13 protein-coding genes and 1 pseudogene are annotated in these 15,792 nt (G+C 53.4%); 9 read left to right on the forward strand and 5 right to left on the reverse strand.

Translation table 11 applies throughout. The annotated features are described in order from the left end of the window. The coding region (locus F3I20_RS18080; RefSeq protein ID WP_150059927.1) for a transposase at positions 1–81 on the reverse strand (81 nt) is incomplete at its 3' end. A gap of 326 nt (positions 82–407) precedes the next feature. Then, a pseudogene (locus tag F3I20_RS18085) lies at positions 408–729 on the reverse strand (WbuC family cupin fold metalloprotein); the annotation flags it as partial. A gap of 289 nt (positions 730–1,018) precedes the next feature. On the opposite strand from F3I20_RS18085, the gene F3I20_RS18090 reads away from it, so the two are divergent. Together F3I20_RS18090 and feoB are read left to right on the forward strand one after the other, a co-directional pair. Continuing rightward, on the forward strand, positions 1,019–1,243 hold the full coding sequence (locus F3I20_RS18090) for a FeoA domain-containing protein (RefSeq protein ID WP_150038040.1): 225 nt from the start codon (positions 1,019–1,021) through the stop codon (positions 1,241–1,243). After that, positions 1,243–3,570 (forward strand): Fe(2+) transporter permease subunit FeoB, encoded by a 2,328-nt coding sequence (gene feoB / locus F3I20_RS18095; protein ID WP_150038041.1) that lies wholly within the window; start codon positions 1,243–1,245, stop codon positions 3,568–3,570. The genes F3I20_RS18090 and feoB overlap by 1 nt, the downstream gene beginning before the upstream one ends. A 355-nt stretch (positions 3,571–3,925) precedes the next feature. On the opposite strand, the gene F3I20_RS18105 is transcribed toward feoB, so the two are convergent. Next, the gene (locus F3I20_RS18105) at positions 3,926–4,963 is read right to left on the reverse strand and encodes a tyrosine-type recombinase/integrase (RefSeq protein ID WP_150038042.1); all 1,038 of its coding nucleotides are present in this window, start codon (positions 4,961–4,963) and stop codon (positions 3,926–3,928) included. Between the two features lie 929 nt (positions 4,964–5,892). Here F3I20_RS18105 and F3I20_RS18110 point away from each other — a divergent pair. The 7 genes from F3I20_RS18110 (at position 5,893) to F3I20_RS18140 (ending at position 12,970) form a co-directional block, all read left to right on the forward strand. Continuing rightward, positions 5,893–6,360 (forward strand): SgcJ/EcaC family oxidoreductase, encoded by a 468-nt coding sequence (locus F3I20_RS18110; protein WP_150015192.1) that lies wholly within the window; start codon positions 5,893–5,895, stop codon positions 6,358–6,360. A gap of 272 nt (positions 6,361–6,632) precedes the next feature. After that, positions 6,633–7,844 (forward strand): SfnB family sulfur acquisition oxidoreductase, encoded by a 1,212-nt coding sequence (locus F3I20_RS18115; RefSeq protein ID WP_150015191.1) that lies wholly within the window; start codon positions 6,633–6,635, stop codon positions 7,842–7,844. A gap of 9 nt (positions 7,845–7,853) precedes the next feature. Next, entirely contained in the window at positions 7,854–9,044 is a 1,191-nt protein-coding gene (locus tag F3I20_RS18120; RefSeq protein ID WP_150038043.1) for an SfnB family sulfur acquisition oxidoreductase, read from the forward strand. Continuing rightward, complete coding sequence (locus tag F3I20_RS18125) at positions 9,041–10,390, forward strand: LLM class flavin-dependent oxidoreductase (RefSeq protein WP_150038044.1); 1,350 nt, start codon at positions 9,041–9,043, stop codon at positions 10,388–10,390. Before F3I20_RS18120 ends, F3I20_RS18125 begins: the two co-directional genes overlap by 4 nt. Before the next feature lie 33 nt (positions 10,391–10,423). Beyond that, positions 10,424–11,233: a MetQ/NlpA family ABC transporter substrate-binding protein gene (locus F3I20_RS18130; RefSeq protein WP_150038045.1), complete on the forward strand. Its 810-nt coding sequence runs from the start codon at positions 10,424–10,426 to the stop codon at positions 11,231–11,233. A gap of 2 nt (positions 11,234–11,235) precedes the next feature. Further along, positions 11,236–12,336 (forward strand): methionine ABC transporter ATP-binding protein, encoded by a 1,101-nt coding sequence (locus F3I20_RS18135; protein ID WP_150038046.1) that lies wholly within the window; start codon positions 11,236–11,238, stop codon positions 12,334–12,336. Then, positions 12,320–12,970 (forward strand): methionine ABC transporter permease, encoded by a 651-nt coding sequence (locus tag F3I20_RS18140; protein ID WP_061060926.1) that lies wholly within the window; start codon positions 12,320–12,322, stop codon positions 12,968–12,970. Before F3I20_RS18135 ends, F3I20_RS18140 begins: the two co-directional genes overlap by 17 nt. A gap of 34 nt (positions 12,971–13,004) precedes the next feature. Here F3I20_RS18140 and F3I20_RS18145 read toward each other — a convergent pair whose 3' ends face one another. Beyond that, on the reverse strand, positions 13,005–14,222 hold the full coding sequence (locus F3I20_RS18145) for an acyl-CoA dehydrogenase family protein (protein WP_150038047.1): 1,218 nt from the start codon (positions 14,220–14,222) through the stop codon (positions 13,005–13,007). Beyond that, complete coding sequence (locus F3I20_RS18150) at positions 14,215–15,675, reverse strand: MFS transporter (RefSeq protein ID WP_150038091.1); 1,461 nt, start codon at positions 15,673–15,675, stop codon at positions 14,215–14,217. The genes F3I20_RS18145 and F3I20_RS18150 overlap by 8 nt, the downstream gene beginning before the upstream one ends. Between the last annotated feature and the right edge of the window lie 117 nt (positions 15,676–15,792).

A 15,792-nucleotide genomic window follows, 5' to 3' on the forward strand; every position in this document is an offset into this window, starting at 1 on the left:
GCAGAGTTCACGGGCAGAAACCCCGGCTTCAGCCTCGCGAAGAATACTGATGATCTGTTCGTCGGAAAAACGCTTCTTCATGGGGATGTCCTCATGTGGCTTATGAAGACATTACTAACATCGTGGTGTATTAATCAACGGGGGGCAGGTCAATGAACCTATATTTCAATTATTTAATCCGGTTAGCTTTTATGTAAAAGCGGCACTTTTCATGGTCAGTATTAACAGAATTTTAAATTTTACGGCAGGAATCCTGCACTTTTGAAAATTCTTAGCTGATTAAAACAGTGTATGCCGCCACACCAGAGTTAGAGCAAAAAGACACCAGGAAAGATATTCAGTCAGGCCAGGATAAAGCGGCAAAACAGCATCGCTAGCGATACTGTCTACTCCGCGTAAAACAATAATTATCGGATAAAAGAATCCCCTACTTGTGCCCGAGCATACCATTCCATCAGCTCCCCAGTGCCCGGCTCATTTTCGGCGGGTGCCCATGGCGCTAAGTCTTGTTCAGTCACAGACTGGTAACCCCCGTGTTTAACCTCAAAAATAACACCCCAACGATAACACCGCATGCCAGGTGCCTGCTTCCGTCTCCATGACCTTGCACCCCTCTCCTAACACCACCCGTTGGGTAACATACCCATTTTCATCAAAGTGTAATACCTGAAACCGCCCACAGAGCGAGGTCAGCAATTCAAAAGTATGCGGATGTCGATGAGGACGGACGGTTGCCGTAAGGCTTTTGCCATTCTCAACGGATGTATAACCTCTGCATTCGCGGAACAAATCTCAGCCCGGATAATAGATGCTGCTGCTTAAAGCTATAAAACTGACGATGGCAGAACTCACAAACATCGCCTGTATCGCGTGATAGCAGGTGACAGAAAGATGTTCTCTGTTTCCTAAACGAAAGCCATTTTGAGCGCTTTTACACTGTCTGCCTGAAGCCAGATCAAAAACCGAAACGCTTATCATTTATAGAATGAGTGCTTCTTACTCAGAGGCAGAGCGTGGTATGGCAATTAACATGGGCAGCACCTACCGAATCCTTGGTTATCAGCCATCGGTCAATTTCGCCTGGCGGCAAAAATTACTGACAATGGGCATGCTGCCCGGGGCAGTAGTGGAGGTTATTCGCGTGGCACCTATGGGCGATCCGGTTCAGATTCGTACCCGCCGTGTCAGCCTGGCGGTGCGACAGCGTGATCTGGCCGACATCATTCTGGAGGAAATCGTCTGATGAAAAAGATTACCATCGGATTGATTGGCAATCCCAACACCGGCAAAACCACACTGTTTAATCAGCTGACCGGTGCCCGCCAGCGGGTCGGTAACTGGGCGGGTGTCACGGTTGAACGTAAAGAAGGACAGTTCTTTACTGCACAGTCTGACGTCCGGCTCATCGATCTGCCCGGCACTCGCTCGCTGACTACGCTATCCGCTGAAAGCTCTATTGATGAGAGCATCGCCTGTCAGTATCTCTACCAGAATTCCGCCGATGTAGTGATTAACGTCGTCGATGCTTCCAGTCTGGAAAGTAACCTGTTCCTGACCTTTCAACTGCTTGAGCTTGGCGTACCCTGTATTGTCGCCCTGAACATGCAGGATATTGCCGCAAGCCAGAACATCACAATTGATGCCGCAGCGCTGTCAGCCCGCCTGGGATGTCCGGTGGTTTCACTGACATCAACCAAAGGCGACGGTATCGCTCAGCTAAAAGCACTGATTGACCAGCCACATATTTATCGCGCCCCAGAAAAGGTGCCATATCCGGCCGCGATTGAAACCGCGATTGAGCAGCTCAGCCTGCGGATGTCCGGGTCGCTGACCCCGCAGAAAAGGTACTGGCTGGCATTGCAGTTGCTTGAAGGCGATATCAACAGCCAGAAACTTTGCCCGGAACTGCTTCCAACCTTGCCTGAGATTATGGAGCGGGCGGGTGGCGATACGGGCGTGCAGATTGCCGATTATCGCTATCGTGCCATTAATGCGGTTTGTGCGGCCGTCAGTAACATTCATCAGGCTACCCCAGCCAGCCTTACCCGCAAGATTGATAACATTGTGCTGGACCGCTGGCTGGGCATTCCGATATTCCTGGCCGTGATGTATGTGATGTTTGTTCTCTCAATTAATATCGGCGCGGCATTGCAGCCGCTGTTCGACGGCAGTTCGGTGGCGATATTCATTCATGGCGCACAATGGCTGGGATATGTCTGCCACTTCCCGGTCTGGCTGACGGTTTTTCTGGCGCAGGGGCTGGGTGCCGGTATCAATACCGTGCTGCCAATCATTCCACAAATTGGCCTGATGTTCCTGTTCCTTTCATTCCTTGAGGATTCAGGCTATATGGCGCGCGCCGCCTTTGTGATGGATCGGCTGATGCAGTCACTTGGCCTGCCGGGGAAATCCTTTGTGCCACTGATTGTCGGCTTTGGCTGTAATGTGCCGGCAGTCATGGGTACAAGGACGCTGGACACACCGCGTGAGCGTCTGCTTACGGTACTGATTGCGCCTTTTATGTCCTGCGGCGCGCGGCTGGCAATCTTTGCGGTGTTCGCCGCGGCATTCTTTGATGCTCACAGTTCCAGCCTGGTATTTTCACTCTATCTGCTGGGCATTGTCGTGGCGATTGCGACCGGGCTGGTGCTCAAGCATACCCTGCTGGGTGGCGAAGCTTCACCGTTTATCATGGAATTGCCGATCTATCACCGGCCTCATCTTAAAAGCCTGCTGCTGCAGACCTGGCAACGGCTGAAAATGTTTGTGGTGCGTGCTGGTCAGGTCATTATCCTGGTGAGTATGCTGATTGGTGTGCTGAGCAGCTTTGCATTCAATGGCCAGCTGGTTGATGACATAAATCACTCTGCGCTGGCAGCGACCAGTAAAGCTATCACACCCGTGCTTCTGCCCATCGGCGTGACACAGGATAACTGGCAGGCGACAGTGGGGCTGGTGAGCGGCATTATGGCAAAAGAGGTCGTGGTCGGTACGCTTAACAGCCTTTACACCACGGAGGCGATTCAGAGTAGTGTGTTTAATCCGCAGGCTTTTAACCTGGCGGATGAATTGAAAGAGGCGCTGACGGAAACCTGGACGGGCCTGACGGCTGCATTCAGAATTGATTCGCTGGCCCATCCTATTGATGCCAGTAAAGGCGATGGTGAGATGGCATCCGGTTCAATGGGCGTGATGGCAGCAAAATTTGGCAGCGGCTTTGCCGCTTACAGCTATTTAATCTTTGTCCTGCTCTACGTTCCCTGCGTCTCAGTCATGGGTGCAATCGCGCGAGAGGCCGGGAAAAAATGGATGATGTTCTCATTCTTCTGGGGGCTTAACATCGCCTATACCATGGCGACACTCTTTTATCAGACCGTCACATTTAACGCGCATCCTGCATTCAGTGCAGTCTGCCTGATAAGCGTGCTGTTGCTGAATGGAATCATCCTGCTGACACTGCGTAAAGCTGGAAACAGGGTGCAGGCAATACCGGTTATGCCTGGAGAGGAAAAAAGAGGTTGTCGCGGCTGCCACGGAAGCTGTGATAAACAGAAAGGCTACGCGCAGTAAAGATAAACATCGATGCTATCCGTTGCGATGCTGATTTATCAGCGCCGCAGCGGAGAGATACCCGATCGTCCTTTCGCTGACAGTGATAAGTCAGGAACATCAGTGAAGAGCGTTGATCGATATCCCCTGGCGCACCGCGCGTTTTGGTCATTCCTGTTAAGCTGGCAGTTGCTATCTCAGAGACAGATTCACAGCAGATGGTATGGCAGCACGAAGAAAGTAATGAAATCAGCCGGATGAACCGACCATGCTCCCGCAATAGTGATAAACCGTACCGGCTTACACACAGGCTGTCCACTTTTTCTGTGGATAACTCTGGCCTGAAAACAGGTCAAATTCGCGCTTCATGAAGCTATCAGCCGGGAATATCGGGTTCAGCATACTGTTCCATGAACTCCACCATAGCGCCTTTATGCGCATCCACATGACGGATATAGCGCATCAGCGTCTCCGGTTTTTTCCAGGTGCCTTCCTGCATGATCCGGGCGACAGGATAGCCTTTATCTGCCATATCCTGAGCTGCTCCCACTCGTGCACTGTGACCACTCCAGCCGGTATAACGATTTTTGTTGGCTTTTATTGCACCTGCTTTACCGGCCGTTCGCCAGGCGCGCTTAAAAATCTGTTCCAGTGCCCGGGTACTCATTGGTTTTTCTGTAATAATTATCCGGCCAGAGCGATGTACTGCATTGAACAGCCAGGCATCAGGCTGACTGGAAAGGCCGGATGCCTCAATCCACTCTTCAAGCCGCCGGGTTGAATGAGTGCTGAGCGCCTTGATCAATCCGCCAGTCTGCACAATTGTTTTTGTCCACGCCACATCCAGAATGATACGACCGTCACCGGCACGCATCACATCACGCACCCGTAATCGTGACAGTTCACTGATACGCAGTAGTGTTGCATAAGCGACATGCAAAAAAGCCATGTCACGAAGCACCTGGAGATTGTCAGAACCTGCCCACTTTTTATCCAGCGCCATAAGGTCTGTCAGCCTGAAAGGCACGGCCTGACCCGCGCGCTCGCCGCTTACGACGGCAACCCGGTTAATTCTCTTCATGGTGCGGAAAACCAGCGGAGACACATTGGGAACGGGCAACCCGGCGTTACGGTGTAACATCGAGATTAACGCAGCATGGGAGGTGACAGTCGAGGAAGCCCGACCGCTTTCAGCCAGAAAAGAGAGATAGTCGCGTAAATCCTCTGCACTCATCGGCAGAAAAGTACGCTGATTATCTTCTGACCACTGATTGCAGATTCGCATGACGCTAAGCAACTGTCGCCAGGTATTAGGGGAAAATGCCTCTTTGTCCTGGACGAACTGCCTGAGCCGTTCGGTGATATCACTGTTCCGGGTGACCGTCAGACGGGTTAACGGCACTATCTCGCTCATTTTTGCTCACTTATCAATCAGAAAACGCGATGATCGCGCTACGTGAATTCTGAGAATTTCGCAGGGGGATTACCGGCCAGAATTTACGTAGCGTTGCCATTTTGCAGGGTAATCTTTGCTGCTCTTTATCATAACCCGACGACTTTGCTGTGTCATGACTTCGTATAAGAACAATTATACGAAGTCATGTGAATGTGCAGGATTCAGCCCGGTTTTGACCCGATAAACAGATTCTCAAATGGGTAAGGCAGGGAGACGTTCGAAACACCAACCTATCCAGGGTTAATGACGAAGCGGTTATTTATGACAAGGCATAAAATGAAAAATAGAAGAGAAGTCTGAATAACTATCTAGTGAAATCGTGAAATAGTAACCTGATAAATAGAATCTGAATAAAGTCAGCACTTCCAATGCGCTGAGTAAGGCGAAAAAAACGTGAAATTCAATTAACAGACTATTGAGGATTGAAATTTTATTATGTATTCAGCCAGTTTAATTTATAGATAATTGAAGGATCCCGAATGAAACTTCTGTCTATCAGATCCGTTTGAAATCACTTCTTTTACTGAATTGCTGCAGCGAAAATTTCCCATGCTGTCTCAGCCATCATCATATGAACACTTCTCATTCACGCTCTCCCGGAGCATGTCTGCATCCGAAATCAGAATAAAAAACTAAATACTGACTTCGCAAAGATTTAAATGTCAACTGTTAGCGACTATCCGTTATCTTTCAGCCTGAAATAAAAAGCAACGTTGATGCTTTATGCCAGATACTTTATCAAATGAGACTGATAATTAATCTATTGCCGAAAATTAATTTCTGGCAAGGTAACGGGCATTTCTTCCTGATGCGTTAAAAAATTTTATAACTGCGTCTGAATTAAGTCACAGAACGCTGTCATCACCAGGGTAAAAAGAGGATATCTCATGAAAAAAACGTTATTGTCGCTGTGCCTGTTAGGCTTGTCGTGCACACCCGCTATCACGCTGGCTCAACAGCCTGTGACCTGTGTTAAAGCTTCTGAGGAGGATGTGGCCAATCTGTTTGATACATGGAACACTACGCTGGCAACTGGCGATGCCACTAAAGTCTCTGAATTATATGTCAGCGATGCCGTGCTGCTGCCAACTATTTCAAACCATGTGCGTCTGACAGATCAGGAACGCATCAACTATTTTAAAGACTTCCTGAAAAAAGGTCCGAGCGGTAAAATTGATTCCCGCACCATCCGAATTGGCTGTAATAAAGCGATTGATGCCGGCGTTTACACCTTTACCTTCAAAGATAATACGCACGTTACAGCACGCTATACCTTTACTTACGTCTGGGATGGTAAGGGCTGGAAAATCTCAACCCATCACTCTTCAGCTATGCCAGAACCAGTGAGCCAGTAATATTCGTTTCGCATTATTATTGATTTTTTTAAAATCAGCCTCTGGATATTTCAGAGGCTGATTGTTATGGTCAAAAAAATTTATTTAGTACCAACCAGAAACACCCGAAGAAGGCAAAGCTTTATTATGAATTAGCTTTGCGAATATTGTAATAACCACGCTATTTACTTTGTTCTGACCAACTGACTATTATCGCTTTCAACGTTAATAAATGTGACGCGCTCAATATCAGCCAGTCTGCTTTGACGCCTGTCTCTTTTTCCGGAAGCGCTATGAAACTCATCTCAGATCCTCCCGAGACTTGCCTGGCGGCCGTCATTACCCGACGCGATCAGGCTATTCAGGCTGCCCATTCGCTGGCTGAACAGGCGAAACCTGGTGCCATCGAACGCGATCAGCAACGACTTTACCCCCGCGACCTGCTCGACAAGTTTACCCGGCTCGGCCTGGGCAGCATCAGTATTCCACGCCGCTATGGTGGCGGGGGACTGGATTTTCAGACAATCGCGGAGGTATTCCGCATCATCTCAGCCAGCGATCCCTCTCTGGGCCAGATTCCGCAAAATCACTTTGGTCTGATCCAGTTCATTCTTGGCGAAGGCAACCCGCAACAACAGTCAACATTGCTGCAGGCGGTGGTCAGTGGCAAACGACTGGGCAACGGGGGCCCCGAGAAGAACACCCGCCATACGCGGGACATTCAGGCACGGCTGGTCAGTGACGGTCTGGAACACCATCTGACCGGAGAGAAATTCTATTCAACCGGTGCATTATTCGCAGACATTCTGGTAACCACCGCTCTGCAGGAGGGTGACCAGCCTGCAATGGCTTTTATCCCGCTGCCTGCCGACGGCGTAGAGATTATTGATGACTGGTCAGGCATGGGTCAGCGAACCACGGCCAGCGGCACGGTAAGGCTTGATCGGGTTGCCGTAGATCCTGCATTGCTTATCCCCTTGCCGCCAGCTGAAAAACCGACCCTGCGCGGTGCTGTCTCGCAGCTGATTCAGGCGGCGATTGATGCCGGTATCGCCCAGGGTGCGCTGGACGATGCACTGGAGTTTGTCCGCAGCAGCTCACGCCCCTGGGTGGATGCAGGCGTGGAGCGCAACGCTGACGATCCCTACATCCTTGCTGACATCGGTCGTATCAGTACTGAACTGAGCGCCGCAAATGCCTTACTGCGCCGAGCCGCAAAGATGCTTGATTCACTCGATCAGCAGGCACTGACAGTGGAAAACAGCGCAGCCGCCTCTATTGCCGTAGCGGAAGCCAAAGTGCTGACCACCGACATTGCGCTGCGTGCCAGTGAAAAATTGCTGGAGTGGGGCGGCAGTCGCGCCACGCTCCTGCAGCATGGGCTGGATCGCCACTGGCGCAATGCGCGCACTCATACGCTGCACGATCCGGTGCGCTGGAAAACATACGCTATAGGCAATTACTACCTCAATGCGATCTACCCCGCGCGTCATGCATGGATTTAAGGAGACAGAATGAGTCAGGTTCAGCCCAAACAGTATGCTTCCCGTATTCGCAACGAGCAGCATGCACTGGAAGTGGCTGCGCAACTGGCGCAGCAGTTCCGCGAGGGGGCCGCAGCGCGAGATCGTGAACGTGAACTGCCGCATTCCCCTCTGCAGACCCTGTTTCAATCAGGATTAGGGGCGATTACCGTGCCGCAGGCCTATGGAGGCATTGCCGTATCAACCGCCACACTCGTGTCTGTGATCACGCTGATTAGCGAGGCTGATGCCGCGATCGGTCAGGTTCCGCAGAATCACTACTACGCGCTGGAAGTTCTGCGCGTTAACGGCAGTGAATCACAAAAACAGCGGTTGTATCGGGAAGTACTGACTGGCGTGCATCTGGGTAATGCGCTGGCTGAGTTCTCCTCCCGTGCCGCACATCAGCGGACCACGCAGATTCGGTGCAATATTATCAACGGCAACAAGTTCTACGCTACCGGTGCGCTGTTTGCTGACCGCATTCCCACGGCTGCGCGCGATGAAGAGGATAAAGAGCAACTGGTATTTGTGCCACGTCATCTGGCGGGTGTGACCGTTATTGATGACTGGAGCGGGTTTGGTCAGCGCACCACAGGCAGCGGCAGCGTCCTCTTCGAAAACGTCACGGTGGATGCTGCAGATGTGGTGCCGTTTCAGACAGCATTTGAGCGGCCAACGACTGTCGGCCCTTTTGCGCAGATTATGCACGCCGCTATCGATCAGGGAATTGCACGCGCCGCATTTAACGACATGCTCGACTTTCTGCGCCAGCGTGCCCGGCCCTGGCCTGACAGCGGGGTAACGCGTGCCACTGATGACCCCTTAACGCTCGATCGCACCGGACGTCTGGCGGCGCGACTGAGCGCCGGTGACGCCCTCTTAGCTGAGGCAGGCGCAGTCATCGACGCCGCGCAACAGCAGTCTGACGCCGCGACGGTAGCGCTGGCCTCAGTTGAGGTAGCCAGAGCGCGCGCCTGGACGACAGAAGTCTCGCTGGAAGCGGCTAATTTGCTGTTTGAACTGGGCGGTTCACGCTCCAGCCTGCGTGAATATAATTTTGATCGCCACTGGCGTAACGCTCGCACCCATACCCTGCACGATCCGGTACGCTGGAAATATCCTGCCATCGGCAATTACCTTTTGAATGGTGTTCTGCCGCCGCGCCGGGGCACGCTATGACTCAGAAACAGATTCTGCTCAACGCGTTTAATATGAATTGTGTCGGCCATATCCATCACGGTATGTGGACGCACCCTGAAGATCGTTCAATCGAATTCAATACGCTGGCCTACTGGACTGATCTGGCACGCCTGCTGGAACGCGGACTGTTCGATGGGCTCTTTATTGCGGATATTCTGGGCGTCTATGACGTTTATCAGCAGGGTATTACGCTAACGGCACGCGAGTCGATACAGCTACCGGTCAACGATCCGCTGATGCTGGTTTCGGCTATGGCGGGCGTTACGCAGCATCTTGGCTTCGCCGTTACCGCTAATCTCAGTTATGAAGCACCGTTTCCTTTTGCGCGCCGTCTATCAACACTCGACCATCTGACTCAGGGACGGATAGGCTGGAACATCGTCACCGGCTACCTGGACAGCGCCGCCCGTGCCATGGGAAACAAACAGCTGCTGGCACACGATGAGCGCTATGCACAGGCTGATGAGTTTCTCGATGTCAGTTATCAGCTATGGGAAGGAAGCTGGCAGGATGATGCGCTGGTTGTTGATCGCCCGAATCGCCTTTACGCAGACGCCACGAAAATTCATCCGGTCAGGCATCAGGGTGAATTTTATCAGGTTGAGGGCTATCACCTCAGCAGTCCGTCCCCCCAGCGTACCCCGTTGCTGTTTCAGGCGGGCACCTCTGCACGCGGGATTCAGTTTGCTGCGCGTCATGCTGAATGCACTTTTGTTAACGCAGCGACACCCACAGCGATGCGGCAGCAGACACAGCGACTGCGGCAGGCGGCGGTGGAGGCAGGCCGACGTGCAGATGATTTGCGCATTTTTATGGGTGTCGGCGTAATCGTGGCCCCGACAGAGCGTGAAGCACAGGAGAAACACCGCAGTTATCTTGAATATGCCAGCCCGGAAGCGGGCATTGCCCATTTCTCCAGTTCCATTGGTCTCGATCTGGCCGCCTTTGAGCTCGACGAGCCCATTATCAGCGGGGAGACCCGGGCTATCGAATCGGTCAGTAAAGCCTACAGCGGCTGGACCCGTCGCCGCCTGCTGGAGCAGCATGCGATGGGCAGTCGCTATCCACTCATAATTGGTAATCCCGCGCAGGTCGCGGACGCGCTGCTGCACTGGATGGATGAAGGCGACATTGACGGCTTTAATCTGACCCGCATTCTGAACCCGCAGAGTTATCGCGACTTTATCGATTTAGTTGTACCTGAACTCCAGCAGCGCGGGCGCTATAAAACGGCTTACCAGCCCGGTTCACTGCGCCACAAAATTTTCCAGCAGGATCGCCTGCCCGAACGTCACCCGGCGGCACGCTGGCGTCATTCCGCCTGACCTCATTGATCTATTTAACCTCAAGGAATCACCATGACACGCTCAAAAACACTACGCGCCGCCCTGGGCGGTCTGCTGCTGACTCTCAGTGCCGCTGCGAGCGCAGCGAACTACTCCGGCCCGCTCAAAGTGGGGACCACCGCTGCGTTTGCCCCGCCGCTGGAGACCGCCGTCGCCGAAGCAAAGAAGCAGGGCCTGGATGTTGAACTGGTCGAATTTACCGACTGGACGGCACCTAACGTCAGCGTTGAAAACGGTGATATCGACGTCAATCTGTTCCAGCACAAGCCTTTTCTGGAGAATGCTAATCAGTCCGGCGGCTTCCACCTGGTCGCTTATGCGCCGGCCATCATTAATAACATTGGTCTTTATTCCAAAAAACACAGTGCGATTGATCAGATTCCCGAAGCCGGCACCGTTGCTATCGCCAACGATCCAATTAATGGCGCACGCGGATTACTGCTGCTGCAGAAGGCGAGGCTGATTACGCTCAAACCGGGTGTGGGACTGAAAGCAACCGTTGATGACATCGTCAGCAACCCAAAAAAGCTGAAAATTATCGAGGTGGAAGCCGTACAGCTCTCACGGTCATTGGAAGAGGTCGACCTGGCGCAGGGCTACCCACACTATCTGCGTCTGGCAAAGACAATTGATCCCAATAAGGCGCTGCTGTTCGACGGGCTGGAGCACCCGGAATATGTGATTCAGTTTGTAATCCGTCAGGGCCATCAGGACGATCCGCGACTGGCAAAGTTTGTTGATATCTATCAGCACTCTCCGGTAGTACGCGCCAGCCTCGACAATTTCTATGGCAAACTCTATCAGCCAGGCTGGAGCCAGTAAACATGGTCAGCCTTAGCATCCCTGAGACGTCGGCATTGTCCGATGCCGCTACGCGCCATACCAGCGGTGCTTCACACGTCATCATTGAAGCATTAAGTAAATGTTATCCCGGCCAGTCTGTGGATGCACTGCGTAATATTAATCTCGGGATCCATCGCGGAGAAATATTCGGCATCATTGGCCGCAGCGGTGCGGGAAAATCTACGCTCATCCGCTGCCTCAATCGTCTGGAAGAGCCGACTGCCGGGCGCATTGTGATCGATGGCACCGATATCAGCGCGCTTAACACGCGGCAACTGGTCGAATGGCGGCGCAGCACCGGCATGATTTTCCAGCACTTCAATCTGCTATCGGCCAAAACCGTACGGCAGAATATTGAGCTACCGCTCAAAGTGGCAGGCGTACCTGCTGCCGTGCGGGCGCGCAAAGTGGATGAGCTGCTGGCGCTGGTCGGGCTGGAGGCGCGGCAACACGCCTGGCCCGCACAACTTTCCGGTGGACAGAAACAGCGCGTCGGTATTGCCCGTGCGCTGGTCCATGATCCGGAACTGCTGCTGTGCGATGAAGCGACATCAGCACTCGACCCCGAAACGACACGCTCGATTCTGGCGCTGCTTAAAAAGATCAATCAGCAACGCCATATTACCATTGTATTGATCACTCATGAGATGGACGTCGTTCATGACCTTTGCCACAACGTTGCGGTAATCGATCAGGGTGAAATCATTGAGTGCGGCCCGGTCTGGCAGGTTTATAGCGACCCGCAGCAGGAGACGACGCGCCAGCTGCTGAACCCCAATCATCATGCTCTGCCGGAGTCGATCGGCACACGCCTGACTGCCCACCGGCAGCATCATCAATCCCGTTTGTTAGTCCGGTTACGTTACACAGGGCAGGGTGCACAACCCGATATCGGTGCGCTGAGTGCAGAGATCGCAGGCGAAATCACCCTGATTTACAGCGCTATCGAGTGGGTTGACAGCAAACCCACCGGCCAGTTGTTGCTCCTGCTGGATGCCCGACACGAGGCGCAATCTGTGACAACACAACTGGCGCACATCGCCGATCGACTGGAGGTATTAGGTTATGTCACCGGCTATTGAACGTTTATGGGTCGCCTTTCTGGATACGCTGCTGATGGTAGGTGTCTCCTCTGCGCTCGCGCTCGCGCTGGGCTTACCGATGGCGGTGATTCTGGTGGTCAGCGGACGCGGCGATCTTTTTCCCAGCCCACTCCTTAATCGGGTGCTGGGCTGGGTGGTTAACCTCTTTCGTTCTATTCCCTTTTTGATCCTGATGGTGGCGTTAATTCCCTTTACCCGCTGGATTGTGGGAACCACCTATGGCGTCTGGGCAGCCGTCGTACCGCTCACCCTTGCAGCTACCCCGTTTTTTGCCCGTATTGCGGAAGTGAGCCTGCGTGAAGTTGATAAAGGGCTGACCGAAGCGGCACAGGCCATGGGATTTCATCGCTGGCATATTATCTGGCATGTGCTGCTGCCTGAAGCGCGGCCTGGCATCGTCAGCGGTTTTACCATCACGCTGGTGACGATGATCAACGCGTCAGCCATGGCCGGCGCTATCGGTGCAGGCGGATTGGGGGATCTGGCGTATCGTTATGGTTATCAGCGTTTTGATATGCAGGTGATGGTGACAGTGATTGTGGTGCTGGTTGCGCTGGTGACACTCCTTCAGTTGTGTGGCGATCGGCTGTCGCGTCGCCTGAACCATCGCTAAACGTATAAGGCCGGGTTCCCCCGGCCTTGCTGTTTTATGCCCCTTCGCCGTTGCCGATCTGCCAGATAAATGTCGGATCGTTGCCATTGACCTCCCAGTCACCCACATTGCGGATTTTGTAGATCACCGGGTTGTGTGATGACACTGTGCGGGCGTTGCGCCAGTGCCGATCCAGCACCTTGCTGACGCGGGTATCGGACGCGCCCAGCGCATTGAAGCACTCCGTGGCAGCTCGCGTCACTAACTCCACCGCGACGACCTGCGCCCGGGCGGACTCCACCTCTGCCTGAACGTTCGCCGCGTGAAGCTCCGCTTCATTCGCACCGCTCAGTTGCAGTTCAAATGCCCGTTGCAGTGAGTGGGTCGCCCGATCAACGGCAGCTTCAGCGGCCCAGGTCCAGCTGCTGATCTGACCGACTACCTGCAGCACCTGCACATCCTGCTTAACCTGAGGCGCATTGCCGTGGCTGTAAATCCGTTTACGCTGTGCGACCCCTTGTGACGCATCGCGCACTACGGCCCGGCCTATACCCGCCAGCGTAGCTAATAACACATGCTGATAAAATGCGGTCTGATAGCGAAAGCGCTCACTGAAATCATAAACGTGCGGCTGCTCCACGCGGGCATGATGAAAGCGTGTGGTGCCACTGCCGGTCAGCCGCTGCCCGAAACCATCCCAGTCATCATCACGCTCTACCTCATTCTGATGCGTGTTCACCAGCGCGATGACATCGCGGCCGTTGTCAGTCTGCTGTGCATAGACATCAATCCAGTCCGCATAGAGCGTGCCGGTGCTGTAAAACTTCTCACCGCTGATGCGCCATTCTCCCTCTGCCGGTGAGACCTGGGTGTTGACCTCACCCAGCTTAACCGCTCCGATTTCACTCCAGCCACTGCCCACCAGCTCGCCATCCACGAAACGGCGGAACCATTGCCGTCGATCCTCACTCTCCGGCTGATTCAGGCGATCCTCAATAAAGGCAAAGTGCGCGCGCAGTGCCTGCGGCAGATTCGAATCCGCTTCAGCCAGCGCGGTCAGCAGAGAAAAAAGCTGCGGCAGTGAGACGCCGAAGCCGCCTTCTTCTTTAGGGATGCGCAGGGTGCCGAACCGCGCCTCTTTCAGCCAGCGGATTGGCTCATGCAGCAGAGTACGGTTGATTTCACGCGCGGCAGCGCCTTCAGCAATGCGGTTAAAGAGTGGCCGGAACTGTTCGGTCAGCGCGGAAAATTCAGTACGGGTTAATTCAGACATGATCTTCTCCTGTTGCAGATTGTTCATCAATGTCCTGTCGGGTCGGTTCAAACCGGATAATCAACAGGAAAATAATGGGGATAAGGGCGGCGAGAGAGACGATCCAGAACATGTTGGTACCATAACGGGCCTGCAGAATGGGCAGGATAAATAGTGCCAGCGCACTGCCGATACCAGAGAGCGAGCGACTGAAGCCAACACCGGTTGCGCGAATGTGGGTAGGATAAGAGAGCGCCGGATAGATCATTAACTGCGCACCGGGGCCGAACCCTTCGGCAAACAGCCAGAGTCCCAGCATGAGCACGGCAAACACCACGCCAGCAGTGGCCTGTGGATGACCGATCAGCGCCAGCGAGATCAGCGCAATAAACTGCAGGGCAAAACCCGCAATCGCCACATGTCTGGAAGGGAACTTCCATGCCAGCCGCATCCCCAGCAGACCGCCGGTAAAGGCAAACAGCGCGTTCAGCCCTAGTGAGGCGGAGATGGTTTCAAACACGCCCGCGCCCAGGAACTGCGCCAGGATAGAGGGCAGAAAGAATGCGATGGCGGTGTACTCAAATGCGATACAGACGTTCATTACTGCGCTGACGATCGTGCGTTCGAGGTAAGGCTTCTGAAACAGCACGCGGAAACTCACTTTCGGGGCCGCTTTCGCGGTTTCGGTTTTTTCGGGCTGCTCTTCATGCGCAATAATGCCGTAGGAGTCGCGCAGGATACGAACTGCACCGCTCAGGTCTCCCTGATTGGCTGCCCACAGCGGTGACTCATTCATGAATTTGCTGCGCACGGCGATAATGAGCAGCGCCGGTACCGCGCCAAACAACAGCGAGGCACGCCATAACCAGTCGATGTGTTCGGCAGGCAGCAGGAAATAGAGCGCAAAAATAATAAAGAAACAGGCAGATGACGCGGCGTACCACATCGGGCACCAGGCCGCGAGACGCGACGCTTTGTTGCCTTTGCCGGAGAATTTAGAGAACTCTGCCAGGTAGGCCATGGCAACCGGCAGATCGATCCCGACCCCGATGCCCATCAGAAAGCGTGCGCCAATCAATACCCAGACGTTGGGTGCCAGACCCGCAGCTATCGCAGAGACCACAAAGAACAGCATGTCCGCCATAAACACCGAGTAGCGGCCATATTTATCGGTCAGCCAGCCGCCGACCAGATTACCGACGATAGTGCCGATCATAATTGAAGAGGTGACCAGTCCGGTCAGCACCGGGGTTAAGCCAAACTCTTTCACGACATCGTCAATACCATAAGAGAGCGTGGTGAGATCGTAGGCATCAAGAAATACACCGCCCAGCGCCAGGAACACAATCCAGCGGGCGTAGCTGTTTTTCTCCGTTTTACTGTTGATTAGCCGGGCCACATCACTCACCGAACGAACCGGCGTGGAGTGGGGCGGCGGGGCGGTCAGGGTGTTGTCAATCTCTAATGTACTCATCATATCCTCGTTATTATATTCAGCAGGTCACGAGGTTTTTATAGGCATTCCCGGCTCAGTAAACAACCAACAAATATGGATAACTATTCTATATAATTCAATAAGTTAATGTCATTT

Origin of the sequence: Candidatus Pantoea gossypiicola (assembly GCF_008632075.1) — a bacterium.
Classification (GTDB): Bacteria; Pseudomonadota; Gammaproteobacteria; order Enterobacterales; family Enterobacteriaceae; genus Pantoea; species Pantoea gossypiicola.

What these genes read in the sequence shown, in the direction of transcription:
- F3I20_RS18090 (WP_150038040.1), top strand. Translation starts at nt 1,019, where the DNA reads ATGGCAATTAACATGGGCAGCACCTACCGAATCCTTGGTTATCAGCCA.
- feoB (WP_150038041.1), top strand. Translation starts at nt 1,243, where the DNA reads ATGAAAAAGATTACCATCGGATTGATTGGCAATCCCAACACCGGCAAA.
- F3I20_RS18105 (WP_150038042.1), bottom strand. Translation starts at nt 4,963, where the DNA reads ATGAGCGAGATAGTGCCGTTAACCCGTCTGACGGTCACCCGGAACAGT.
- F3I20_RS18110 (WP_150015192.1), top strand. Translation starts at nt 5,893, where the DNA reads ATGAAAAAAACGTTATTGTCGCTGTGCCTGTTAGGCTTGTCGTGCACA.
- F3I20_RS18115 (WP_150015191.1), top strand. Translation starts at nt 6,633, where the DNA reads ATGAAACTCATCTCAGATCCTCCCGAGACTTGCCTGGCGGCCGTCATT.
- F3I20_RS18120 (WP_150038043.1), top strand. Translation starts at nt 7,854, where the DNA reads ATGAGTCAGGTTCAGCCCAAACAGTATGCTTCCCGTATTCGCAACGAG.
- F3I20_RS18125 (WP_150038044.1), top strand. Translation starts at nt 9,041, where the DNA reads ATGACTCAGAAACAGATTCTGCTCAACGCGTTTAATATGAATTGTGTC.
- F3I20_RS18130 (WP_150038045.1), top strand. Translation starts at nt 10,424, where the DNA reads ATGACACGCTCAAAAACACTACGCGCCGCCCTGGGCGGTCTGCTGCTG.
- F3I20_RS18135 (WP_150038046.1), top strand. Translation starts at nt 11,236, where the DNA reads ATGGTCAGCCTTAGCATCCCTGAGACGTCGGCATTGTCCGATGCCGCT.
- F3I20_RS18140 (WP_061060926.1), top strand. Translation starts at nt 12,320, where the DNA reads ATGTCACCGGCTATTGAACGTTTATGGGTCGCCTTTCTGGATACGCTG.
- F3I20_RS18145 (WP_150038047.1), bottom strand. Translation starts at nt 14,222, where the DNA reads ATGTCTGAATTAACCCGTACTGAATTTTCCGCGCTGACCGAACAGTTC.
- F3I20_RS18150 (WP_150038091.1), bottom strand. Translation starts at nt 15,675, where the DNA reads ATGAGTACATTAGAGATTGACAACACCCTGACCGCCCCGCCGCCCCAC.